The organism is Pseudomonas sp. 3B-A001-10F (genome assembly GCF_056313565.1).
On record NZ_JBQYFW010000004.1, the window covers coordinates 93,380 to 117,291 of the forward strand.

The following is a 23,912-nucleotide window of genomic DNA, read 5'->3' on the forward strand; positions in this document are numbered from 1 at the left end:
ATTCGGCAAAGCAGAATCAGGTCGGCGTATAGCTAAAAAACAACTCGGTCAGTCCCCTCTCCCTCCGGGAGAGGGTTAGGGTGAGGGGCTCTTCCCGCTACCAAACACCAATCTGAACAACCTTCTCGGTTTCCGGCTCACCATAACGAAACCGCTGCCCACGCCCATCTATCTCCTGATGACTGATCGTCGTACGCCGCTTCAACCCCCGCACCCACTCAAACAAATATCCCGCATGCTCCTCGCGCACCGCCGCGAATTCCGGGTCATCACCCAAATCCCGCAACTCCTGCGGATCATTCAGCAGGTCAAACAACTGCGGTCGAAAGCCGTCGTACGCCAGGTACTTCCAGCGCTCGCTACGCACCATGGTCATCCGGCAGCGATCGATCGGCTGGCCCAGACGCTCACGCGCCGGCGCCTGGAAGGCGTAGTCGTATTCGCTGATTGCATAGTGGCGCCAATCCGGATTTTCGCCGTGCAGAAGCGGGATCAACGAACGCCCTTCAAGCCGATGCTCTGCCCCCGGCAATCTCAGTGCTTCAAGAAAGGTCGGCAACGCATCGATGGTTTCCGCGAGTCGATCATCCACCGTGCCGCGCGTGACATCCGCCGCCGCCCGAGGATCACGCACGATCAACGGCACGCCCACCGCCTGCTCCAGCAAAAACTCCTTCTCGCCGAGCCAGTGATCACCGAGAAAGTCGCCGTGATCGCTGGTGAACACGATCAGCGTGTCATCCCAGCGACCGTTGCTCTGCAGAAAATCGAACAGCCGTCCGAGTTGATCATCCACCTGCTTGATCAGACCCATGTAAGTAGGGATTACAGTCAATCGTACTGAATCGCGGGAGAAGTTGAGGCTTTCCTCATGTTGGCGAAACGCAGTGTATACGGGGTGTTTGCTGGCTTCGGAGGGCGTCGGGCGGACCGCTTCGAGAATCGATTTCGTACTGTACAAGGCGTGGTACGGTGCTGGTACGATATAGGGCCAGTGCGGTTTGATATACGAAAGGTGTAAACACCACGATTTCTCGCCTTGCTCGGTAATGAAGTCGATGGCTCGATTTGTAGTGTAGACAGTCTCTGAGTGTTGCTCGGGAATTCGTGCTGGCAAATTCGCATGACGCATTTGCCAGCCGCTGAGGATTTCACCGTGCTCGCCTTCGGCGGCGTTGGCCCAGTCGTGCCAGGGGTTTTTGCCGTCGAACCCCTGCTCGCGCAGATAATGGGTGTAGGGCGCGGATTCTCGTTTGTCGTCGAACAACGGATCGTCGGGGTAGATGCCGTCGTGGCGCATGTAGGGTTCGAAGCCGACTTCGTTGAGGATTTCGGCCTGTTCGCTTTCGGGATTGATCGCCAGGCGTTGCAAGGCATCGACATTCGCTGTGGCGTGGGTCTTGCCGACCAGCGCAGTACGAATGCCGTGGGGGCGCAGGTAATCGCCGATGGTCAGTTCTTCCAGCGGCAACGGCACGGCGTTCCACGCCACTTGATGGCTGCTGACATAGCGTCCGGTGTAGGCCGACATCCGCGACGGGCCGCAAATCGTGCCTTGGGTGTAGGCGCGGCTGAAACGCACGCCGGCTGCAGCCAGGCGATCGATATTCGGCGTGTGCAGATGCGGATGGCCGTAGCAGGACAGGTAATCGCGGCGCAGTTGATCGCACATGATGTACAGCACGTTGCGCACGGGGTTTGGCGGGGTGGGCATGGGGTTCACCGGTCAGAGAGACAGGTGGGGTTTTTCGCTTTCAGTGAGGGTGTTCGGCAAGTGCATTTGGGGAATGGGTTTTATGCAGGAAATGCATCGGTGCCTGTGCCGGCCTCTTCGCGAGCAGGCTCGCTCCCACAGGGTTGGTGGCGATCACACATTCTGTATTCACCACAATCCATTGTGGGAGCGAGCTTGCTCGCGAAGAGGTCCGATCAAACGGCGAGATTCTGTAGTGAGCAAACCTCTTCATCCTGCTGATCAATCGCCTTGATCTGCTCAATCATCGCCTCCGCCAACGGCGACAACCGATACCCTGCGCGGCTGACAATCCCGTAGCGGGTGTACAGCTCCTCAAGATCATCCGCCAGTCCTTCGATGCGCAAGCACACCAACTCACCTTTGGCCTGATGCAGCGCGTCGGAATACGCCCCGACAATCCCGATCGCATCCGAACGCAGCACCACGCTGAGCAGGCTCGAGCTGTTTTCACACTCCACATTGGGTGTGAAATCCGGCCGCCCACTGAGGTCGACTATGACTTTGCGCAGGTTCGGCGGACGAATACTTACCGCCAAGGGATAGCTCATCAATTGCTCGGCGGTGACCCGCTCAAACCCGGCCAAAGGGTGGCCGGCACGGCAGCAGAAATGCCATTTGCGCGGTCGCAACCGGTAGGTCAGGTAATCCGGATCTGCCTCGAAGTGCCGAGTGTCCGCGACGAAAAATTCAAACTCTTCGCTGAGTAACCGCTTGCTCAGACTCTGCCAGTCATCGACCTGAAACTGCACCCGCGCTTTCGGATAGCGGCCGATGAAGCTGCCAATCGCCCGAGGGATCAAACCCGCCGCCGGCGCCGGCCCACAACCGAAGCGTAATTCCCCCGCTTCCAGCCCATTGAACTGACTGATCTCGTTGGCCATCTGCTGCGCGCCACTGACCAGTCGCCGCGCGTGCTCAAGCAGGACCTGGCCCTGTTTGGTCGGCGGTAATTCCTTGCGCCCGCGATCGACCAACTGGCAGCCGACGCTGTGCTCGAGCGCCTGAATGCTGCGGCTGAACGCCGACTGCGACAGGTTCACCGCCTGCGCGCCGGCGACGAAGCTGCGTTGTTCAGCCAGGGCGATGAAGTGACGAAGTTGGCGCAAGTCGATATGCATTTTTCACATAAAAAATATCCGGGAAATGCATTGGATATGCATTAGGTCGACTCCTTATAAAGGCAATCTCTTATGCAGTAAATATTTGTAAATACATAAATAAATAACTTAAAAGAATATGCAGAGCTGAAGGTGTCTGTGTGTTTTTTGACCAGGAGCCGCGCCATGAGTCCGTTGAACCTTGCGTCACCCTTAACACCACGACGGCTCAAACGCCTGCCTCTGGCCCTGTTGCTGGCAGGGAGCGCAAGCTGGACTCACGGCTACGCCGCCGAAGCAGAAACCCCGGCGCCGGTGCCGGCCGGCAAGCCTGCCGCTAACAGTTCACAGCTGGAAACCGTGACCGTCACCACCCGCCGCCGCGAAGAAAGTTCGCAGGACGTACCGACGCCAATGAGCGTGGTCAGCGGGCAGAATCTGGAGACGCAGCGGGTCTACCGGATTCAGGATTTGCAACAACTGGTGCCCAGCGTCAACGTCGCCTACATGCACGCGCGGCAGTCCAGCGTATCGATCCGCGGCCTCGGTAATAACCCGGCCAGCGATGGCCTGGAAGGCAGCGTTGGCCTGTACATCGACAACGTCTATCTGGGCCGCCCGGGGATGGCGGTGTTTGACCTGATGGATATCGAACAGCTCGAAGTCTTGCGTGGGCCGCAGGGCACGTTGTTCGGCAAAAACACCACCGCCGGGGTGATCAACATCAGCACCCGCGCGCCAACCTTCACCCCTGAGCGCAGCATCGAAACCTCGGTGGCTGAGGACGGTTACTTCCAGACCAAGGGCACCATTTCCGGCCCGCTCAACGATCAACTGGCCGGGCGTTTTTCGGCCTATCGCACGCGCAGCGACGGTGACATCAAAAACGAATACGACGGCCATGATCTCAACGGCGGCTCGCGCGAGGGCTTCCGCGCGCAGCTGCTGTTCAAGCCCAACGAAGATTTCAACCTGCGCTGGATCGGCGACTACAACGAAGAGGATTCCAGCGCCGGCACCCGCGTGTTGTACAACACCGGGCCGACCATCAACGGCGTCAATCTTTACCAGTCGCGCGCCAATGCCGCCGGCGCAACGCTGGTCAACGGCTCGCACCGCAAGGTTAATCTGGACAACGATCAGCATGTCACCGTGCATCAGGGCGGCACTTCGGTGGAGGCTAACTGGACGCTTCCGAGCGATTTCACGCTGACCTCGATCAGCTCCTATCGCTTCTGGAATTTCACCCCGCGCAATGACGACGGCCTCAACGTGCCGGCGAGCTACAACGCCGGGGTGTCGGTGGAAGACAAACAGTACTCGCAGGAATTTCGCCTGGCCTCGCCCAAGGGCGAGTTCTTCGATTACGTCGTAGGCGCGTACTACTTCGGCTCGGATCTGGACAACAAATCCTTCGCTTATTACGGCCCGCAAGCGGATATCTGGAATGGTACGGCGCCCGGTGCGCTGGCCAACGTCACCAGTGTCGGCAACGGCCATATCAAGACCGACAGTTTTGCATTGTTCGCCCAAGGCACCTGGCACCTCACCGAGCGACTGGACTTCACCGCCGGGGTGCGTGGCACGTATGAAGAAAAATCAGCCTGGGTCACTCGCGATGCGCCGCTCGGTGGCGCCGCCGTTACGGGCGCTGCGGCCACGGCGCGGCGCGGTCGTGCCGGCGCTTACGATTCCGGCGATCTGAATCAGTACAGCTCGAGTCCTTCCGGGCTGCTCAACCTCAGCTATCGCATCACTGATGATGTGCTCGGTTACGCCACGTTATCCCACGGCGAGAAGTCCGGCGGGGTCAACCTCGCCGTCGGTTCCGCACCGGTAGCGGGTGCCGATTCGCTGCTGATCGGCACCGAGCGCGCGAACAACGCCGAACTCGGCTTCAAGAGCACGCTGTGGGATCACCGTCTGCAACTGAACGCCAACGTCTTCTGGACTCAGGTCAACGCTTACCAGACCAACGCCTACGACGCGGAAAACCGTGTGCAGTACCTGACCAACGCCGGTTCCGTACGTTCACGCGGGGTCGAGTTCGAAAGCACGGTGATCCCGCTGCGCGGCCTGACCCTGAACATCAACGGCTCCTACAACGACGTCAGTTACCTCTCGTACAAAGATGCCCCGTGCCCGCCGGAAGTCAGCCAGGCGCCGGGCGCTCCAGCGTCCTGCGACCTCAGCGGCCATCAGGTGGTCGGCGCTTCGAAATGGATCGGCAACGCCAACGGTGAATACAAATGGAATCTGGATAACGGTTTCGAACCTTACGTCACTGCCAGCTACGCGTTTCGCTCGAAAGCCGTCGGTACCGTCGAGGATTCCGACTACGGGCAGATCCCGAGTTACGCCGTGGTCAATTTTTCCACCGGTCTGCGCGGCGACTTCAACCAAGGCCAGTGGGACGTATCCCTGTGGCTGAAAAACGCCTTCGACAAAACCTACTACACGACCCTGTGGACGGGCGGCAACGGCGGCTATGAAGGCCTGCTCGGCACACCGCGCACCCTCGGCGTCACCGGTCGCTACGACTTCTGATTCGTCACTCAAGGAACTGCATCATGTTGCGTATCAAAACCGCTTTGCCGGTGTTGCTGTCCGGCGCAGTGCTCAGTGCCGGCGCCTTCGCCGCACCGAGTGTTTACCCGACCGGCGTGACCCGTTATGACCCGAACAAGGCTTTCAATCAGTACGTGATTTTCAGCGGCGCCGACAAGCAGACGCACCTGATCGACATGAACGGCAACGAGGTGAAAACCTGGCCACAGGCAGGTTTCCCGTCAGCGATCATCGACCCGAAACTGGTCGGCGGCGAGCGCGGCCATGTGCTGTTGCAACTGAGTGAAAAGGATCCCGGTAAACTCGGTTCGGCCGGCAACGGGCTGGGCAATCAAAGCGTCGGCGAGCTGGACTGGAACGGCAAAGTCGTCTGGCAGTGGGGCGACAAGGCACCCGGTGGCGCAGCGCAACAACACCATGATCAGCGCCGTTTGAGCAACGGCAACACCGTGGTGCTGGCGAACAAGGTGCACAAGGTCAAAGGCTTTAAAGTGCCCGAGGTGATTGACGATGCGATCTATGAAGTCAGCCCCGACGGCGCGCTGAAATGGCAGTGGCTGGCCTCGGAGCATCTGAATGAATTCGGCTTCACCGCCGAGCAGTTGAAGCTGGTGCGCGCCAGTGAAAATCCGGACTACCTGCACATCAACAACCTCAGTCTGGTCGGGCCGAACAAGTGGTTCGATGCCGGTGACAAGCGCTTCAATCCGGACAACCTGCTGATCGATTCACGCAACGCCAACTTCATCGCGATCATCGACAAGAACAGCGGCAAAGTGGTCTGGCGTCTCGGCCCGAACCTGCCGCTGATCAACCCGAAAACTGCGCAAAAATTGCCGCGCCCGGTGGATCAGTTCGTCGGTCAGCATGATGCGCACATCATTCCGGCCGGGTTGCCTGGAGCCGGTAACTTGCTGGTGTTCGATAACCAGGGATCGGCGGGTTATCCGAACGTCACCCTTGGGCTGATTTCCGGTTCGCGAGTATTGGAAATCGATCCGCTGAAAAACGAGATTGTCTGGCAGTACAGCGCGGCGAATTCGAAGCAACCGGGTTGGGCGTTTTACAGCTCGTTTATCAGCAGCGCGCGGCGCTTGCCCAACGGCAACACGCTGATCGACGAAGGCATGAACGGACGGTTTTTCCAGGTGACGGCCAGTGGTGAAAATGTCTGGGAATACGTCAGCCCGTATCTCGGCAAGGCGCCGGGCAGCGACGCGATCAGCAATTGGGTCTATCGGGCGTTGCCTGTGAGTTATGACTGGGTGCCAACGGGTACGCCACGCTCCGAGACGGCGGTTAATGCCCCGGTTGTCGGCGCGCAACAAACCAATGCCAGTCGTTAGTTGAATTGGAACTATTGCTCGAACGAACGGCGATAAGTTATGAGCGGGTTGAAGGGTGCTTATTGCAAATTCGTTAGTAAGTCGCGTGGACAATAATTGAATGTGCAACCATCCTGACTGTCGTGAGTTTCCAGGAGGAAACTTGCTCTCATCGGAAGATACTTATCCCAACGATAAAGGAAATCGAATCATGTCGAGCATTAATGGCACTTATGTGAACGCTAACGCTGGCGCCAAACTGACGATTACCGATGGCAACGATTCCAACGGTACATTCAGTGGCACGTTCAGCCAGGGCGGCGTTAACTATGACGTCAGCTACGGGCATTACCATTTCCAGAACAGCACCGGACAACCTACCACCATCACATTTGTCGGTCTGAATGGTAATAGCGGATTTCAAACGTGGTCATTGTTTTCTCCTGATCACAATTACGCGAAAGTTCGTGCGGCCGGTTCCCGTACTAATTTTGACGGTGAAGTAGTGACCCTGGCAGGGGAATTCGTCAAACAATAATCCGCGCGCAATTGATAAAGGCCGACGCACGAAAGTACGTCGGCCTTTTTTATTGTTCCAGCAAAATAATAATCAACTATCTACTTGGTATTAGTTGTCCCGCAAAACCGGGTCAGGCGAATTTGATGCGTTGCGTGAATACTTTCAATGCCTGAAAAGCATGCGAATTTTCCCGCATCGCTACAGCCCACGTAGCACGTGGCTTTGGCGGAATTGATCAATTCATATATTCCATAAAGGCCTATGCATAACGTTAAAGATTACTTTCGGAGATAAGCGCCAAGCCCAATGATTCATCCATCGATTCGCCGTGGGGAATTCAACAAACGGTTGATCGGCAGTGTTTGTAGAGAACGCAAAAAGACCGCAGGGAGTGAATCAATGGGCAATGTCCAGACCGCCGCCAGCGCAGAGGAATTGCTGTGGCGTCAGACGCCGGGTGGCGAGTTGGTCGATCTCGGCCGGCCGCATCGTGTGCCGTTGGGACAGCTGCGTTTGCAGCGTGCGCCCAAAGGAATTTTGAGTCGGCGCGAAACCCTTCTGCTCGGCGTGCTCGCATTGGTGGTGCATGGCGCGGTGATCTACTGGATCAGCCAGAAGCCGACGCCGGTGCTGCCGATCGTGCCGCCGGAAATTCCGCCGATGACTATCGAATTCTCGCGCCCGGCACCACCAGCACCACCGGTTGTCGAGCCGCCACCACCTGCGCCTGTGGTTGAGCCACCGCCGCCGGTAGAAGACGAACTGGCGGTAAAACCACCGCCGCCAAAACCCGTTCCGAAACCCAAACCGGTGGTTAAACAGGCCCCCAAACCAGCGCCGAAAGCCGTCGAGCAACCACCCGCGCCGCCACAACCGGCAGCTCCGGTTGCAGCGCCAGCGCCACCTGCTCCCCCCGCGCCGGCACCGGTAACCCCGGCCTCAGCGAACGCCGCGTACCTGAAAAACCCGGCACCGGAATACCCGTCGCTGGCTCAGCGTCGCGGTTGGGAAGGCACGGTGTTGCTGCGCGTGCATGTGTTGGCCAGCGGCAAACCGGGTGAGATCCAGATAGCCAAAAGCAGCGGCCGGCAACAGCTCGACGACGCGGCGCTGAACGCCGTCAAACGTTGGAGTTTCGTCCCGGCCAAGCAGGGTGATGTCGCCCAGGACGGCTGGGTCAGCGTGCCCATCGATTTCAAGATTCATTAAACCGAAACCAAATTCGCGCGAAACGTTTACACGAGGGAATAATCATGACGTTACTGGCATCTCCACTGGAATCCATCGAAAGCGCGGTGATCTGGCTGCTGGTGGTTTTTTCCGTCGCCACCTGGGGCCTGGCACTGCTCAAGGCTGTGCAGTTCGGGCGGCTGAAGGCGCAGGATCGGCGTTTTCATAAGCGTTTCTGGGCGGCGTCGAGTCTGGATTCAGCCGCTGAATTGAGCGAGACCCAACCCGGCGCCGCAGCGCGGGTGGCACAGGCCGGTTACGCGGCGATTCAGGTGGGCGAGACGCCACAGGCGAATGATTTGAGCCAGGCGATCAACCACCAGGATCGCCTCGAGCGCGCATTGCGTCAGCAGATCGTTCGCGAACGGCGTTCGCTGGAAACGGGCCTTGCAGTGGTCGCAAGTATTGGTAGCACCTCGCCGTTTATTGGTTTGTTCGGCACGGTGTGGGGAATCATGGAAGCGTTGAAAGGCATCAGCGCCGCAGGCTCGGCGAGCCTGGAAACGGTCGCCGGGCCGATTGGTGCAGCATTGGTCGCCACGGGTGTGGGGATCGCCGTCGCGGTGCCGGCGGTGCTGGTTTACAACTACTTTTTGCGTCGGTTGAAACTGACGGCGGCGGATCTGGATGACTTCGCCCACGACTTCTACAGCTTGGCGCAGAAGAGTGCATTCCGCGTGTTGATCCACCCGACGGCGCACAAGGTCGCAACGCCGGGCAATGCGGCAAAAGTGAAGGAGGCGTCCTGATATGGCCTTCTCCACGCAGGACAGTGATGAGGTGCTCAGCGAGATCAACGTGACTCCGCTGGTGGACGTGATGCTGGTGCTGCTGGTGGTGTTTATCGTCACCGCGCCGCTGCTGACCAACGCGATTCCGATCAACCTGCCGAAGACCGAAGCGGTGGCGCCGGTCGAGCAGAAGGACCCGCTGGTGGTGAGCATCGATGGCGCCGGCAAGCTGTTTATCAACAAGGATGAGATTCAGCCGGACTTGCTCGAATTCAACCTCAAGTCGGCCAAGGCCAAAGACCCGGAAGTGCGCGTGCAATTGCAGGCCGATGACGGGGTGAACTACGGCGAAGTGGCGCGGGCGATGGCTTCGATTGAACGGGCGGGGATTACCAAGTTATCGGTGATTACTGCGCGGTAACAGGATTTACGTTTTTCCGGGGCCGTCTCCTTGGCAGGGTGCGGCCCTTTTTTTGTTTCTGGCATTAGAAGCAGAACCCTCACCCTAGCCCTCCCGAAACGTCGGACCGCCCATAGGGAGAGGGAACTGATCTCGGTTGTTCTCACGAGTTACGCCGACCTGAAATACCCAGTCAAACTCAGGATTTGAACGGCATGAAGATCGGCTCCCTTTCCCCCTCGCCCCCATGGGGGAGAGGGCTGGGGTGAGGAGGAAAAGATTTCCAGCCAGGCACACATCTAATATTCAATTCAGGTCTTAATAAATAGCTTCTTATTCCTTAACGAATATAAATCCCCTCCCTATACTCGTTCAGGAACAGACACGACGCAGGAGAGCTCCCCATGCGCAACGAATCAATCCGCTACCTGATTGTGCCGGGCTGGCAAGGATCGCCAGATGATCATTGGCAAAGCCACTGGCAGAACAGCCTTCCAAACAGTGCGCGGGTCGAGCAGGCCGATTGGCTGACGCCGCGTCGTGAAGACTGGGTGGCGGCACTGGCCGAGGCGATTGCCTCCGACAGCACGCCTGTCATCCTTATCGCCCACAGCCTCGGCTGCATCACCGTTGCCCATTGGGCAGCCACTGCGCCGCTGCAATACCTGCGTCAGGTGCGTGGCGCCTTGTTGGTCGCGCCGGCAGATGTCGAGCGTCCGGCATGTGCCCCGGCGCTGCGCAATTTCGCACCGATTCCGACTGATCTGCTGCCGTTTCCGAGCCAGGTCGTCAGTTCCGACAACGACGCCGCCGTGAGTGCGCCGCGCGCGCTGGAGCTGGCGCGCAACTGGGGTGCCGAGGCGGGAATTCTCGCCGGTGCCGGACACATCAACGTCAAGTCCGGGCATCAGCGTTGGGAGCAGGGTTTTGCTTATCTTTATCGCCTGCAAAACCGTATGGAACACCACGCCCGCCGCCGCGCCTGATCTTTTTTCTTTCAACGCCCCCGTCTGCCGGCGGTTTTGGGCGGGAGCCTGCCATGAGTTTCGAAACCTTCGGTCTGCCGTTGCTGACCTTTCCCGATGCGGAAAAAAGCCCCCTGAGCATTCGCGCCAAGGCGCTGGTGTTCGTCGATCCGCGCTCGCGTCAACTGCGTGAGGAGCTCGAGCAACTGGCGCCGCGCTCGACTTCGGTATTGATCCGTGGCGAGACCGGTACGGGTAAAGAATTGCTCGCCCGGCACATCCATCGCGCCAGTGACCGCAGCGGTCTGTTCGTTTCGGTCAATTGCGGGGCGATCAGCCCGACCTACGCTGATGCCGAGCTGTTCGGCTACGCTGCCGGCAGTTACAGCGGCTCGGCCAGCAGCCGTGCAGGCTGGTTCGGTTCGGCCAACGGCGGCACCTTGTATCTGGATGAAATCGGCGACTTGCCGCTGCCGATCCAGATCAAATTGCTTGCCGCGTTGGAGAACCACGAAGTCACTCGTGTCGGTGCGCATCAGCCAAGTCCCGTGGATGTGCGCCTGGTCGCGGCCACCAGCATCGATCTGGCGCAAGCGGTGGACGCCGGGAAATTCCACGAGCGCCTTTATCACTACCTCAGCGAGGGCCACCTCGAATTGCCGGCGTTACGTGCGCGTACCGGCGATATCCTGTCGCTGGCCGAGTATTTCCTCGGCATCTACAGCCAGCGTCTCGACCTTCCTGTACCGCTGATCAGCGAAGCGGCGCAGCACGTGCTCGAACAACACAGTTGGCCGGGCAATACCCGCGAGCTGGAAAACGTCATTCACTTTGCCTTGCTGGTGAGTACCGGTGACGAGATTCTGCCGGAGCACCTGAACCTGCCCGAGGCGTCTGGCCCGCAGCTTCAGATCGAACGGCTAGTGACACAAATCAACATAGGCGGCAGCGTCGCCGAGCGTAAGGCATTGAAAGATTTGCTGATTCGTTTGAGTGAGACGTTGTAACCGTTTCGTTCAACATGAACAAAATGGAATATGAAGCTGAATAAACGTTATTGTCCGGGAATAAAAAATCCCGGTATTGTCCGACCCACGCCAGCGATATCACTTCACTGGCACACGTATTAATGCCGTCGTCGATGACGACCGTGATTTTCGATAAGGACACTGCATGAAAAAGGTTCTGTTGTTTACCGCATTGGCGGCTGCTCTGACTGCTTCCCTGGCCAATGCTGGCGAAAAACTGGTGGTTGCCGCGACCCCGGTTCCGCACGCTGAAATCCTTGAGCTGATCAAACCGACCCTGGCCAAAGAAGGCGTGGATCTGGAAATCAAAGTGTTCACCGACTACGTTCAGCCGAACGTACAGGTGGGCGAGAAGCGTCTGGACGCCAACTACTTCCAGACCCTGCCGTACCTGAACAGCTTCAACCAGGGCAAATACAAGGACGACAAGTCCAAGTACCTGGTGACCGTGCAGGGCGTGCACGTTGAACCGTTCGGTGGTTACTCGAGCAAGTACAAGACCCTCGCTGAACTGCCGGACGGCGCCACCATCGCCATCCCGAACGAAGGCAGCAACAGTGGCCGCGCACTGATCCTGCTGCAGAAGGCTGGCCTGATCGAGCTGAAAGACCCGAAGAACGCTCTGGCAACGCCAAAAGACATCGCCAAGAACCCGCACAACTTCAAGTTCAAGGAACTGGAGTCGGCCCTGCTGCCACGCGTTCTGAAAGAAGTTGATCTGGACATGATCAACACCAACTACGCGCTGGAAGCCAAGTTGAACCCGCAGAAAGATGCGCTGGTGATTGAAGGTGCTGATTCGCCGTACGTGAACTTCCTGGTGGCCCGTGAGGACAACAAGAACAGCGACGCGATCCAGAAACTGGCCAAAGCCCTGACCAGCCCGGAAGTCAAAGCGTTCATCGAGAAGAAGTACAACGGCGCGGTACTGCCGGCGTTCTGATCTGACGCTTGAACCACCCCTTCAAGGTGTGAAAACGCCGATGGCCAGTGATGGGCATCGGCGTTTTTGTGTGTGCGTTGAAAAGCCCCTCACCCTAGCCCTCCCGAAACGTCGGACCGCCCAGAGGGAGAGGGGACTGATTGGGGGATGCTGTAGAGGTACGCCGACGTGAAAGATCTCTGCTGAATCCATAATCGACTCGATGATTCAGGTCGACGTAATTCGCCAGACACCTCGGTCGGCTCCCTCTCCCCCTGGGAGAGGGCTGGGGTGAGGGTGCTTTTGATCTTGAGCTCAGGCCACTTGGGCCTTCAATGCCCTTCTCAACGCCACCAACAATTTCACAATCTCCTGCGGATCCAGTCGCTGCGGCACTTTTACGTCCATGTTCTCTTCCTTGTTATGAGGTTGGCCGGGGGAGTCTGGCCAAAAGCTGTTCGTCCTTGGAGGGCTTTCATGAAAAAAAGATCCTTCCTACAGCGCAAAGAAAAATAGCCTTCTTATTCCTTCCCGGCAAACCCACAAGATAGTTTTTTGGGTGATATCAATATGCTTTAACGGTATTTAAATTCTTTTTTTTATACCTATAAAGTCGGTGTCTGCCGGACAGCCATCCGCTGCCCATGGACTGCACCACCGTCGCTTACCGAGCGGCGTTCAGGACGTTTCATGACCTTCGATTACGCATTTATCCTCAGCACCCTGCCGGCGTTTCTCAAAGCCGTGGGCGTAACGCTGCAGGTCGGTTTTATCGCCATTGGCACCTCGCTGCTGGTGGCGCTGCTCAACGCGACGATTCTGGTGTTCCGCACGCCGTACCTGCAAAGACTGGTGAGCCTGTATGTGGAGCTGGCACGCAACACGCCGTTGCTGATTCAGTTGTTCTTCGTCTACTTCGCCTTGCCGGCGTTGGGGATCAAAGTCTCTGGTTTCACTGCCGCGATCATCACCATGACCTTTCTCGGCGGCGCTTACCTCACCGAAGTGCTGCGCGCCGGCGTCGATGCAGTGCCCCAAGCGCAACTGGAATCAGGGCGCTCAATCGGCCTGTCCCATGGCCAGTTGCTGCGCTACGTGATCCTGCCGCAAGCGGGGATTCTCAGCCTGCCGTCGTTGTTCGCCAATTTCATTTTCCTGCTCAAGGAAACCACCGTGGTTTCGGCGGTGGCCGTGCCGGAAATCCTCTACACCACCAAGAGCTACATCGCGCTCTACTACAAAACCTACGAAATGCTCGCCGTGCTGACGCTGATCTGCGTGCTGCTGTTCTTGCCGCTGTCGCTGCTGCTCAGCCGTCTGGAAAGGAGGCTCCAGCATGGCCAGTTCGGGTCTTGAACTGCTCTGGGTGTCGTTGCCGCAACTGGCCAAAGGCGCCGGGCAAACTTTGTCGATCTCGTTCCTGAGCATCGCCATCAGCACTGTCGGCGGCGTGCTCTACGGTGTGCTGCGAACGCTCAACGTGAGGTGGCTGAACGCGATCCTGCGGGTCTATCTGGAGTTGTTCCGGGCGATTCCGGTGCTGGTATGGTTGTACCTGTTGTTCTTCGGCTTGCCGATTTTCTTCGGACTGAGCCTGCCAAGTTTCTGGTGCGCGGTGCTGGTGCTGTCGCTGTGGGGCGCCAGCGAGGTGGGCGAAGTGGCGCGCGGTGCGCTGCATTCGTTGCCGCGCGGGCAGCGTGAAGCGGGGCTGTCGATCGGCCTAAACGCCGCACAACTTTATGGCTACGTACTGCTGCCGCAAGCGTTGAAGCGCATGACGCCGCCGACCATCAACGTCTACACGCGGATCATCAAGACCAGCTCGCTGGCGGTGTTGATTGGAGTAGTAGATGTGATCAAGGTTGGTCAGCAGATCATCGAGCGCACTTACGAATCGGTGCTGATCTACGGCGCGCTGTTCCTGTTTTTCTTTTTTATCTGCTACCCGCTCTCGGCCGCTTCGCGCGTGCTGGAGCGGCGCTGGACGCAAGCATGAGCGCATTGATCGAGTTTCACGGTTTCAACAAATTCTACGGCGAGCAGCAGGTGCTCAACGGCATCGACCTGCAAGTGCAGAGTGGCGAAGTGATCGTCATCCTCGGCCCCAGCGGTTGCGGCAAAAGCACCTTGCTGCGTTGCCTCAATGGTCTGGAGGAAGCCCACAGCGGCAGCCTGAAATTTGTCGGCCGCGAGCTGCTGGACAAGTCCACCGACTGGCGCGAGATCCGCCAGCAGATCGGCATGGTGTTCCAGAGTTATCACCTGTTCCCGCACATGAGTGTGCTCGACAATTTGCTGCTCGGTCCGCTGAAGGTGCAAAAACGTCAGCGCCGCGAAGCGCAGCAGCAAGCCGAAGCGCTGCTCGAACGCGTTGGCCTGGCGGACAAGCGCGATGCCTTCCCGCGTCAGCTCTCTGGCGGCCAGCAGCAACGCATCGCCATCGTCCGCTCGCTGTGCATGAACCCACGGGTGATGCTCTTCGACGAAGTCACCGCCGCCCTCGACCCGGAAATGGTCAAGGAAGTTTTGCAGGTCATTCAGGGCCTGGCCCGCGAAGGCATGACCCTGTTGATCGTCACCCATGAAATGGCCTTCGCTCGCGCGGTGGCCGATCGCATCGTGTTCATGGATGCCGGGCGCATCCTTGAACAGAACCCGCCCGAGATTTTCTTTACGAACCCGCAAACCGCACGCGCGCAGCAGTTTCTGGAGAAGTTCTCCTTCGTGGCAACACTGCCAAAAACGAATCCGACAAAGGAACTGGAACTGTTATGAAAACTGCCGCTTTTTTACTGCCTCTGCTCAGCCTCGTCTTGCTTGCCGGTTGCAGCAAAACCGAAGAACCACCGAAGCCGAAAGTCGCCAGCGAAAGCACTGCGCCGGCCGGTTATCTGGACAAGATCAAGGCCCGCGACAAGTTGATTGTCGGTGTCTTCACCGATAAACCACCATTCGGTTTTGTCGACGAAGCGGGGCGCTACGTCGGTTTCGATACCGACATCGGCCGCCGTTTCGCCAAGGATCTGCTTGGCGATGAAAACAAGGTCGAGTTCGTCGCCGTGGAACCGGCGAGTCGCATTCCATTTCTGCAAAGCGACAAGGTCGACCTGATCCTCGCCAACATGACCGTCACGCCTGAGCGCAAGGAAGCGGTGGAGTTCACTAACCCGAACCTCAAGGTTGCGGTGCAGGCGTTGGTGCCGCAAAGCAGCTCGGTGAAAAACCTCGATGATCTGGCAACCCGCACCACCATCGTCACTACGGGCACGACCGCCGATATCTGGCTGACCAAGAATCATCCGGACTGGAAATTGCTCAAGTTCGAGAAAAACTCCGAATCGCTGCAAGCCCTGGCCAATGGTCGTGGCGATGCGTACGCACAGGACAACCTGGTGTTGTTCAGCTGGGCCAAGCAGAACCCGGGCTATCGCGTGCTGGATGAAAAACTGGGGGCTGAAGCGCCGATCGCGCCGGCGGTGAAGAAGGGCAATCTCGAGTTGCGTGACTGGGTGAATACCGAGCTGACCAAGCTGGGAGAGGAGAAGTATCTGCTCAAGCTGTACGACCAGTATGTGCGTAAAGAGCTGAGTGATGACACCAAACCTGAGAGCGTGATTGTCGAGGGTGGCAAGTGGCAGGGGTGATTGCCTGTTAGGTTGGTGGTGATGCTTGCCCCTCACCCCAGCCCTCTCCCGAGGGAGAGGGAGCCGACCGAGGTGTCTTGCATCAGACATCGACCTGACAAACCGAGTCGATTATGGATTCACAGACGCATTTCGCGTCGGCGTCACTTCGATTTTGGATTCACAGATGCATTTTCACGTCGGCGCCACTCTTGAGCATCCCTCGGTCAGTCTCCTCTCCCCCCGGGAGAGGGTTAGGGTGAGGGGCTTTTGGCTGGAACGCTCAATCCGGCCAGTTCCACGCCGGCTCATCCAGCACCCGCTGGCCGACAATCCCGGTCTGCCCCAGGGTTTTCTCCAACACAATGCAATTGCACTCCGGGTCTTCCTGCAACGCCGAAATCAACCGCCGCGCATGCGACACCACCCACACCTGACACTGCTCCGAGGCACGGATAATCAACCGCGCCAACGCTGGCAGCAGATCCGGGTGCAGGCTGGTCTCCGGTTCGTTCAGCACCATCAGCGACGGCGGCCTCGGCGTCAGTAGCGCCGCAACCAACAGCAAATAACGCAACGTGCCGTCCGACAGCTCCGCCGCCGATAACGGCCGCAACAAACCTTCCTGATAAAACTCGATGGCAAACCTTCCACCGGCCTGCGCTTCGATATGCACCCGCGCGCCAGGAAACGCATCGGTAATCGCCGCACGCATCGCATCGCCATCACCAATCTCGATGATGGTCTGCAACGCCGCCGCCAGATCACGGCCGTCGTGATGCAGCACCGGCGTGCGTGTGCCCAATTGCGGCTGGCGCACCGGTGCATCGGCATCGCTGCGAAAGTGATCGTAAAAGCGCCAGCGACGAATGAACTCGCGCATTTGAAACACTTCCGGCGAACTGCGCAGGCTGCCGACCTGATCAAACAAACTATCGAAATTCGGCGTGTGTTGCGCCAGCACATCCCATTTACGCTCGGCGCGTGCGCGGATCATCGGGCCGTCACGATCCACCAGCAGGCTGGCGGGGCGGTAAAGCGGGCCGGCCCAGATGCATTCGCGCTTGATCTGCGGGTCGAGGCTGAAGCGCGAAGGAATGGGGCGCGACTGCTCGGGCAGCATGAAGTGGCCGTTGGAGTCGGGTAGGCCGAGGCTGATCGAGTAGCTGAAATCTTCCCCGGCGAACCCCAGGCGCAGTCGCTTCACGCCTTGGCGTACCGTCGACTGGATCGGCACCTCACCATTGCGCATGCGTCGGCTGATGGTTTGCGGCCCGGCCCAGAAGGTCGACTCTAGCCCACCCTCACGGGCCAGCGCATTGACCACCCCGCCCTGAGCGGTTTCCGCTAGCAGGCGCAAGGCCCGGTAGAGATTGGACTTGCCGCTGCCGTTGGGGCCGGTGATCAGGTTCAGCCGGCCGAGCGGGATCACCAGTTTGTTGATCGAGCGGTAATTGGCCACCGCGAGAGTATTGAGCATGGAATTCCTTCTCTTGAGGCGCCCATTGCAGGAGCTGCCGCAGGCTGCGATTTTTTGACTTTGTTTTCAGAAGATCGCAGCCTGCGGCAGCTCCTGCAGGGAAATATGGGGATCGAACGGGCGAACGTTGAACCCTGTTCTAAGCTCACAGTCGTATCGTCACTTGCACGTTCGTACACAGGAAGGAGTCTGCATGGCGAGTCCCGGTTTGAAAACAGCGGTCATGCTGAGTCTGCTCACTTTGCTGACCGCCTGCGGCGAGAAAAAAGCCCCTGAGGAATACCTTCCGAGGGTCTTTGTACAGGAAGTGAAACCCACGGATTACGCCGCTTCGGTGACATTGACCGGTGACGTGCAGGCGCGCGTGCAGACCGAACTGTCGTTCCGCGTCGGCGGCAAGATCATCCAGCGCATGGTCGATGTCGGTGACCGGGTCACGGCCAAGCAAGTGCTGGCCAAACTCGACCCCAAGGATTTGCAGACCAACGTCGACTCGGCTCAAGCCCAGGTCGTCGCTGAACAGGCCCGGGTGAAACAAAGTGCGGCCGCCTTCGTGCGCCAGCAAAAACTCCTGCCCAAGGGTTACACCAGCCAAAGCGAATACGATTCCGCCCAAGCTGCGTTGCGCAGCAGCCAGAGCGCCTTGAGCGCGGCGCAGGCGCAACTGGCCAACGCCAAGGATCAACTCAGCTACACCTCACTGATCGCTGACGCGCCGGGCGTGATCACTGAGCGTCAGGCCGAAGTCGGCCAGGTGGTACAGGCCACGGCACCGATTTTTTCGTTGGCCCGCGATGGCGACCGTGACGCGGTGTTCAATGTCTACGAATCGCTGCTGGCCGAGCGTCCTGCGGATCCCTCGATCGTCGTCAGCCTGCTCGATAACCCTGCCATCAAAACCACCGGCACGGTGCGTGAAATCACTCCGGCGGTGTCGGCGCAGTCCGGCACGGTGCAAGTCAAAGTCAGCCTCGACAGCCTGCCACAAGGGATGCAGCTGGGCTCGGTGGTCAGCGCCACCGCCAAGGGCAGCGGCAAGTCGGCAGTCGAATTGCCATGGTCGGCGCTGACCAAAAATATCAGTGATCCGGCGGTGTGGATGGTCGACGATAAAGGTGAAGCGCAGTTGCACAACGTGACCGTCGGCCGCTACCTGATCGGCAAGGTCATCATCAGCGAAGGCCTCAAGGGTGGGGAGAAAGTCATTGTCGCCGGTGGGCAGTTGTTGCATCCCGGCATGAAAGTCGAAATCGCTGAAAACACCTACAAGGGTCTGCAACCGGGAGCACAGCCATGAAGCGTCTGGGGCTGTTATCCGTGGGTGTGTTGCTGGCGGCGTGCTCGAAAAGCGAGCCACCTCCGGAGCCGGTACGTCCGGTGTTATCGGTCAAAGTTCAAGCGTTGAGCGAGGAAAGCCTCGGGCGTTTTGCCGGCAGCATCCAGGCGCGTTATGAAAGCAACACCGGTTTCCGCGTCGGTGGCCGCATCGCCAGCCGCAACGTCGATGTCGGAACCGAAGTGCAAAAGGGCACGCTGCTCGCCACCCTCGATCCGTCTGATCAGCAGAACCAATTGCGTTCGGCCCAGGGCGACCTGGCCAGGGTTCAGGCGCAACTGATCAATGCCCAGGCCAATGCCCGCCGTCAGCAGGCGCTGTTCGATCGTGGCGTAGGGGCGCAGGCACAACTGGACATCGCCACCACGGACTTGAAAACCACCCAGGCCTCGCTGGACCAGGCACGGGCGGCGGTCAATCAAAGCAAGGACCAGCTCGGCTACACCGAACTGCGTTCCGACCATAAAGCCGTGGTCACCGCGTGGAACGCCGAAGCCGGGCAAGTGGTGACGGCGGGCCAGCAGGTCGTGACTCTGGCGCAACCGGACATCAAGGAAGCGGTGATCGATCTGCCCGACACCCTGGTCGATCAGATTCCCTCCGACGTGGTGTTTCTGGTGGCCGGGCAACTCGACCCGAGCATCAACACCACGGCAACCCTTCGCGAGATCGAACCGCAGGCGCAAAGCGCCACGCGTACTCGTCGGGCACGCCTGACTCTGGCCGAGACACCGGACGGTTTCCGCCTCGGCACGGCGATCAGCGTGACCCTCAGTTCGGCGATCAAACCGCGCATCGAATTGCCGGCTACCGCTTTGCAGGAGGTCGACGGCAAACCACGGATCTGGGTCATCGACACCCAGAGCAAAACCGTCAGCCCCCGCGACGTCAGCGTGATCAGCCGCACCGACAGCAGCGTAGTGCTCGCGGGCGGCGTGAAGAACGGCGAGCGCGTGGTCAGCGCCGGCGTCAACAGCCTCAAACCCGGACAATCGGTAAAACTTGACGAGGACAGTCAATGAAAGGCTCTTTCAACCTCTCCGAATGGGCCCTCAAGCATCAGTCATTCGTCTGGTACCTGATGTTCGTCGCGTTGCTGATGGGCGTGTTCTCGTACTTCAATCTGGGCCGCGAAGAAGATCCGTCGTTCACCATCAAGACCATGGTGATCCAGACCAAATGGCCGGGCGCGACCCAGGAAGAAACCCTCGCACAGGTCACCGACCGCATCGAGAAAAAACTCGAAGAACTCGACTCCCTCGACTACGTGAAAAGTTACACGCGCCCCGGCGAATCGACGGTTTACGTGTACCTGCGCGACACCACCAGCGCCAAGGACATCCCGGAAATCTGGTACCAGGTGCGCAAGAAGATCGACGACATTCGCGGGCAGTTCCCCAAAGGTATTCAAGGGCCCGGGTTCAACGACGAGTTCGGTGATGTGTTCGGCTCGGTCTACGCCTTCACCGCCGACGGCCTGACCATGCGCCAGTTGCGCGATTACGTAGAACAGGCGCGGGCCGAGATCCGCAATGTACCGGGGCTGGGCAAGATCGAAATGATCGGCCAGCAGGACGAAGTGATTTATCTGAACTTCTCCACCCGCAAATTGGCGGCGTTGGGTATCGATCAGCGTCAGGTTGTGCAGAGCCTGCAATCGCAGAACGCCGTGACCCCGGCGGGTGTGATCGAGGCCGGCCCTGAGCGGATTTCCGTGCGCACTTCGGGGCAGTTCGCCTCGGAGAAAGATCTGGCCGAGGTCAATCTCAAGCTCAACGACCGTTTCTATCGCTTGGCTGACATCGCTGACATCACTCGCGGTTACACCGATCCGGCTACCCCGGAATTCCGCTTCGACGGCAAACCGGCCATCGGTCTGGCGATTGCCATGCAGAAGGGCGGCAACGTTCAGGAGTTCGGCAAGGCGTTGCACCAACGCATCGATGAACTGACCGCAGACTTGCCGGTTGGCGTGGGTGTGCACACCGTGTCCGATCAGGCGGTGGTGGTGGAAGAAGCGGTCGGTGGCTTTACCAGTGCCCTGTTCGAGGCGGTGATCATCGTGCTGGTGGTCAGCTTCATCAGCCTTGGCGTACGCGCCGGCCTGGTGGTGGCGTGCTCGATTCCGCTGGTGCTGGCGATGGTGTTTGTATTCATGGAATACAGTGGCATCACCATGCAGCGGATTTCGCTCGGTGCCTTGATCATCGCCCTCGGTCTGTTGGTGGACGACGCGATGATCACCGTGGAGATGATGGTCACGCGCCTGGAAATGGGCGAGAGCAAGGAGGAGGCAGCGACGTTCGCCTACACCTCGACGGCATTCCCGATGCTCACCGGGACGCTGGTGACGGTCGCCGGTTTCGTGCCCATCGGCCTCAACGCCAGTTCCGCCGGTGAGTACACCTACACGCTGTTTGCGGTGATTGCTGTGGCGATGCTGGTTTCGTGGGTGGTGGCGGTGTTCTTCGCTCCGGTGATCGGCGTGCACATTCTCAGTGCCAACGTGAAACCCCATGAAGCCGAGCCGGGCCGCGTCGGGCGTGCGTTCAATGGCGGTCTGCTGTGGGCGATGCGCAATCGCTGGTGGGCCATCGGCATTACCGTGCTGCTGTTCGTGCTGGCGGTGTTTTGCATGCGCTTTGTGCAGAACCAGTTCTTCCCTTCCTCGGACCGGCCGGAAATTCTCGTCGACCTGAACCTGCCGCAAAACGCCTCGATCGACGAAACCCGCAAAGCCGTCGACAAGTTGGAAGAAACCCTCAAAGGCGACGCGGACATTGTGCGTTGGAGCACCTACATCGGTCAGGGCGCGATCCGCTTCTACCTGCCGCTCGACCAGCAATTGCAAAACCCGTACTACGCACAACTGGTGATTGTCAGCAAAGACTTCGAAGCCCGCGAGGCCCTGAGCCAACGCCTGCGTGAGCGCTTGCACAAGGACTTCGTCGGCATTGGCAGTTACGTCCAGGCGCTGGAAATGGGCCCGCCGGTGGGGCGTCCGATCCAGTACCGGGTCAGTGGCAAGGACATCGATCAGGTGCGCAAGCACGCCATCGACCTGGCCACCGAACTGGACAAGAACCCGCACATCGGCGAGATCATTTACGACTGGAACGAGCCGGGCAAAGTCCTGCGCATCGACATCGCTCAGGACAAGGCACGCCAACTCGGGCTGTCGTCCGAAGACGTGGCGAACCTGATGAACAGCATCGTCAGCGGCGCGCCGCTGACCCAGGTCAACGACGACATCTACCTGATCAATGTGGTCGGCCGGGCGGTGAATTCGGAGCGCGGTACGCCGGAAACCCTGCAGAATCTGCAGATCGTTACGCCCAACGGCACGTCGATCCCGCTGCTGGCGTTCGCCACCGTGCGTTATGAACTGGAGCAGCCGCTGGTGTGGCGTCGTGACCGCTTGCCGACCATCACCATCAAGGCCTCGGTGCGCGACGAGATCCAGCCGACCGATCTGGTGAAAATCCTCAAACCGTCGATTGATGCCTTCGCTGACAAACTGCCAGTGGGCTACAAGGTCGCCACCGGTGGTACGGTCGAGGAAAGCGGCAAGGCCCAAGGGCCGATTGCCAAGGTTTTGCCGTTGATGCTGTTTTTGATGGCGACCTTCCTGATGATCCAGTTGCACAGCGTGCAGAAGATGTTCCTCGTCGCCAGTGTCGCGCCGCTGGGGCTGATCGGCGTAGTGCTGGCGCTGGTGCCGACCGGCACGCCGATGGGCTTCGTGGCGATTCTGGGGATTCTGGCGCTGATCGGCATCATCATCCGTAACTCGGTGATCCTCGTGACGCAGATCGATGAGTTCGAGCAGAAAGGCTATGCGCCGTGGGATGCGGTGGTGGAAGCGACCGAGCACCGGCGTCGGCCGATCCTGTTGACCGCCGCAGCGGCGAGCATGGGCATGATCCCGATTGCCCGGGAAGTGTTCTGGGGACCGATGGCTTACGCAATGATTGGCGGGATTGTGGTGGCGACGTTGCTGACGTTGTTGTTCCTGCCGGCGCTGTATGTGGCCTGGTACAAGATTCGCGAGCCGAAGAAGGATCAAGTCAACAACGACCCTCACCCTAACCCTCTCCCGGGGGGAGAGGGGACTGACCGAGATGTCTGACGCTATCCATCGACCTGAAAAATCGAGTCGATTATGGGTTCACCTAAGTTAGATCCGGTCGGCGTACTGCTTAAATATCCCCCAATCGGCGCCCTCTCCCTCCGGGAGAGGGCTGGGGGTGAGGGGCTTTTCTCTGACTCGACTCAAGCCTTACGCCAAACGCTGGCCAACCAAGGCTGCTGCTCACGCGGCAGCCCGGCCGGCCGATAGTAATGCTCAAGCTCGACAAACCCCGCCGCCGACAGCAACCCCTGCCACGCCTCAAGATCGTGATACGAGCCATAGCGCGGCCCGTTCCAGCCCTCACGGTTATCCCCGCGTGGATTCGAGCTGAACAGCACACCACCGGGCTTCAGGGCACCATGCAATTGCTTGAGCACCCGCGGCAACTCCTGCAACGGCACATGAAACAACACCGCGTTGGCGAAGATGCCGTCGAAGCGTTCGGCCGGCAGATCAAGTTTCAGAAAGTCCTGTTGCAGCACCTCGCAGCCACTGTCCTCACGGGCCATTCGCGCAAACTCTTGAGAGCCGTCGAGCCCCACAGCGACATGCCCCATGCGCGTAAACGTTTGCAGATCCCGCCCTGGGCCGCAGCCAAAATCCAGAATTGTGAATGGCGCCGTGCCCTGAATATGCCGTAGCAACGCTTCGATGTTCTGGCTGACATCGTGATCGCGGGTGCCTTCGCGGAAGTCTTCGGCCACTGAGTTGTAATGGCCGAGGGTGGTGGCGGTGATCTGTTCGAGATCGGTGGGGGTCTGCTTCATGGTCGAGGGCTGCACGGGCAAAGGAGATTTGC

The 23,912-nt window shown here is 59.2% G+C and carries 20 protein-coding genes; 16 read left to right on the forward strand and 4 right to left on the reverse strand.

The features are described from left to right. Positions 1–97: 97 nt before the first annotated feature. Together AC0ZWN_RS05950 and AC0ZWN_RS05955 are read right to left on the reverse strand one after the other, a co-directional pair. Positions 98–1,714: an alkaline phosphatase family protein gene (locus AC0ZWN_RS05950; protein WP_476334386.1), complete on the reverse strand. Its 1,617-nt coding sequence runs from the start codon at positions 1,712–1,714 to the stop codon at positions 98–100. A gap of 215 nt (positions 1,715–1,929) precedes the next feature. Further along, positions 1,930–2,874: a LysR family transcriptional regulator gene (locus AC0ZWN_RS05955; protein ID WP_093440466.1), complete on the reverse strand. Its 945-nt coding sequence runs from the start codon at positions 2,872–2,874 to the stop codon at positions 1,930–1,932. A gap of 165 nt (positions 2,875–3,039) precedes the next feature. Between AC0ZWN_RS05955 and AC0ZWN_RS05960 the strand changes: the two genes are divergently transcribed. The 13 genes from AC0ZWN_RS05960 to AC0ZWN_RS06020 all read left to right on the forward strand — a co-directional run bounded on the left by AC0ZWN_RS05960 (position 3,040) and on the right by AC0ZWN_RS06020 (position 16,186). Next, positions 3,040–5,400: a TonB-dependent receptor gene (locus AC0ZWN_RS05960; protein WP_476334388.1), complete on the forward strand. Its 2,361-nt coding sequence runs from the start codon at positions 3,040–3,042 to the stop codon at positions 5,398–5,400. A gap of 23 nt (positions 5,401–5,423) precedes the next feature. Next, the gene (locus tag AC0ZWN_RS05965; RefSeq protein WP_476334389.1) at positions 5,424–6,767 is read left to right on the forward strand and encodes an aryl-sulfate sulfotransferase; all 1,344 of its coding nucleotides are present in this window, start codon (positions 5,424–5,426) and stop codon (positions 6,765–6,767) included. Positions 6,768–6,957: 190 nt separating this feature from the next. Beyond that, a complete protein-coding gene (locus AC0ZWN_RS05970) occupies positions 6,958–7,284 on the forward strand; it encodes a hypothetical protein (protein WP_476334391.1) in 327 nt (108 codons plus the stop codon). Positions 7,285–7,665: 381 nt separating this feature from the next. Continuing rightward, entirely contained in the window at positions 7,666–8,475 is an 810-nt protein-coding gene (locus AC0ZWN_RS05975) for an energy transducer TonB (protein ID WP_093440478.1), read from the forward strand. A 44-nt stretch (positions 8,476–8,519) separates the two neighbouring features. Further along, complete coding sequence (locus tag AC0ZWN_RS05980) at positions 8,520–9,245, forward strand: MotA/TolQ/ExbB proton channel family protein (RefSeq protein ID WP_093440486.1); 726 nt, start codon at positions 8,520–8,522, stop codon at positions 9,243–9,245. A gap of 1 nt (position 9,246) precedes the next feature. Then, positions 9,247–9,648, forward strand: coding sequence for an ExbD/TolR family protein (locus AC0ZWN_RS05985; RefSeq protein WP_003220570.1), 402 nt, complete (start codon positions 9,247–9,249; stop codon positions 9,646–9,648). Positions 9,649–10,031: 383 nt separating this feature from the next. Continuing rightward, positions 10,032–10,613, forward strand: coding sequence for an alpha/beta hydrolase (locus AC0ZWN_RS05990; RefSeq protein WP_257356762.1), 582 nt, complete (start codon positions 10,032–10,034; stop codon positions 10,611–10,613). 53 nt (positions 10,614–10,666) lie between these two features. Beyond that, complete coding sequence (locus AC0ZWN_RS05995; protein ID WP_476334392.1) at positions 10,667–11,599, forward strand: sigma 54-interacting transcriptional regulator; 933 nt, start codon at positions 10,667–10,669, stop codon at positions 11,597–11,599. A 166-nt stretch (positions 11,600–11,765) separates the two neighbouring features. Further along, positions 11,766–12,563, forward strand: a complete 798-nt coding sequence (locus AC0ZWN_RS06000; RefSeq protein WP_007918708.1) for a MetQ/NlpA family ABC transporter substrate-binding protein — start codon at positions 11,766–11,768, stop codon at positions 12,561–12,563. 669 nt (positions 12,564–13,232) lie between these two features. After that, positions 13,233–13,898: an amino acid ABC transporter permease gene (locus tag AC0ZWN_RS06005; RefSeq protein ID WP_095047072.1), complete on the forward strand. Its 666-nt coding sequence runs from the start codon at positions 13,233–13,235 to the stop codon at positions 13,896–13,898. Further along, entirely contained in the window at positions 13,879–14,538 is a 660-nt protein-coding gene (locus AC0ZWN_RS06010; RefSeq protein ID WP_095047073.1) for an amino acid ABC transporter permease, read from the forward strand. The genes AC0ZWN_RS06005 and AC0ZWN_RS06010 overlap by 20 nt, the downstream gene beginning before the upstream one ends. Continuing rightward, positions 14,535–15,317 carry an amino acid ABC transporter ATP-binding protein gene (locus AC0ZWN_RS06015; RefSeq protein ID WP_095047074.1) on the forward strand — a complete coding sequence of 261 codons (783 nt, stop codon included), beginning with the start codon at positions 14,535–14,537 and terminating at the stop codon, positions 15,315–15,317. Before AC0ZWN_RS06010 ends, AC0ZWN_RS06015 begins: the two co-directional genes overlap by 4 nt. Continuing rightward, positions 15,314–16,186, forward strand: a complete 873-nt coding sequence (locus AC0ZWN_RS06020; protein ID WP_476334394.1) for a transporter substrate-binding domain-containing protein — start codon at positions 15,314–15,316, stop codon at positions 16,184–16,186. Before AC0ZWN_RS06015 ends, AC0ZWN_RS06020 begins: the two co-directional genes overlap by 4 nt. A gap of 262 nt (positions 16,187–16,448) precedes the next feature. On the opposite strand, the gene AC0ZWN_RS06025 is transcribed toward AC0ZWN_RS06020, so the two are convergent. Beyond that, positions 16,449–17,645 (reverse strand): AAA family ATPase, encoded by a 1,197-nt coding sequence (locus tag AC0ZWN_RS06025; protein ID WP_476334395.1) that lies wholly within the window; start codon positions 17,643–17,645, stop codon positions 16,449–16,451. Positions 17,646–17,838: 193 nt separating this feature from the next. Between AC0ZWN_RS06025 and AC0ZWN_RS06030 the strand changes: the two genes are divergently transcribed. From AC0ZWN_RS06030 to AC0ZWN_RS06040, 3 genes are read left to right on the forward strand one after another with little or no spacing between them, the layout of a single operon-like run. Beyond that, a complete protein-coding gene (locus AC0ZWN_RS06030) occupies positions 17,839–18,942 on the forward strand; it encodes an efflux RND transporter periplasmic adaptor subunit (protein WP_476334397.1) in 1,104 nt (367 codons plus the stop codon). Continuing rightward, complete coding sequence (locus AC0ZWN_RS06035) at positions 18,939–20,003, forward strand: efflux RND transporter periplasmic adaptor subunit (protein ID WP_093440529.1); 1,065 nt, start codon at positions 18,939–18,941, stop codon at positions 20,001–20,003. The genes AC0ZWN_RS06030 and AC0ZWN_RS06035 overlap by 4 nt, the downstream gene beginning before the upstream one ends. After that, positions 20,000–23,110: an efflux RND transporter permease subunit gene (locus tag AC0ZWN_RS06040; RefSeq protein WP_476334399.1), complete on the forward strand. Its 3,111-nt coding sequence runs from the start codon at positions 20,000–20,002 to the stop codon at positions 23,108–23,110. The genes AC0ZWN_RS06035 and AC0ZWN_RS06040 overlap by 4 nt, the downstream gene beginning before the upstream one ends. Before the next feature lie 143 nt (positions 23,111–23,253). On the opposite strand, the gene AC0ZWN_RS06045 is transcribed toward AC0ZWN_RS06040, so the two are convergent. Beyond that, positions 23,254–23,880 (reverse strand): class I SAM-dependent methyltransferase, encoded by a 627-nt coding sequence (locus tag AC0ZWN_RS06045; protein WP_476334400.1) that lies wholly within the window; start codon positions 23,878–23,880, stop codon positions 23,254–23,256. Positions 23,881–23,912: the final 32 nt, after the last annotated feature.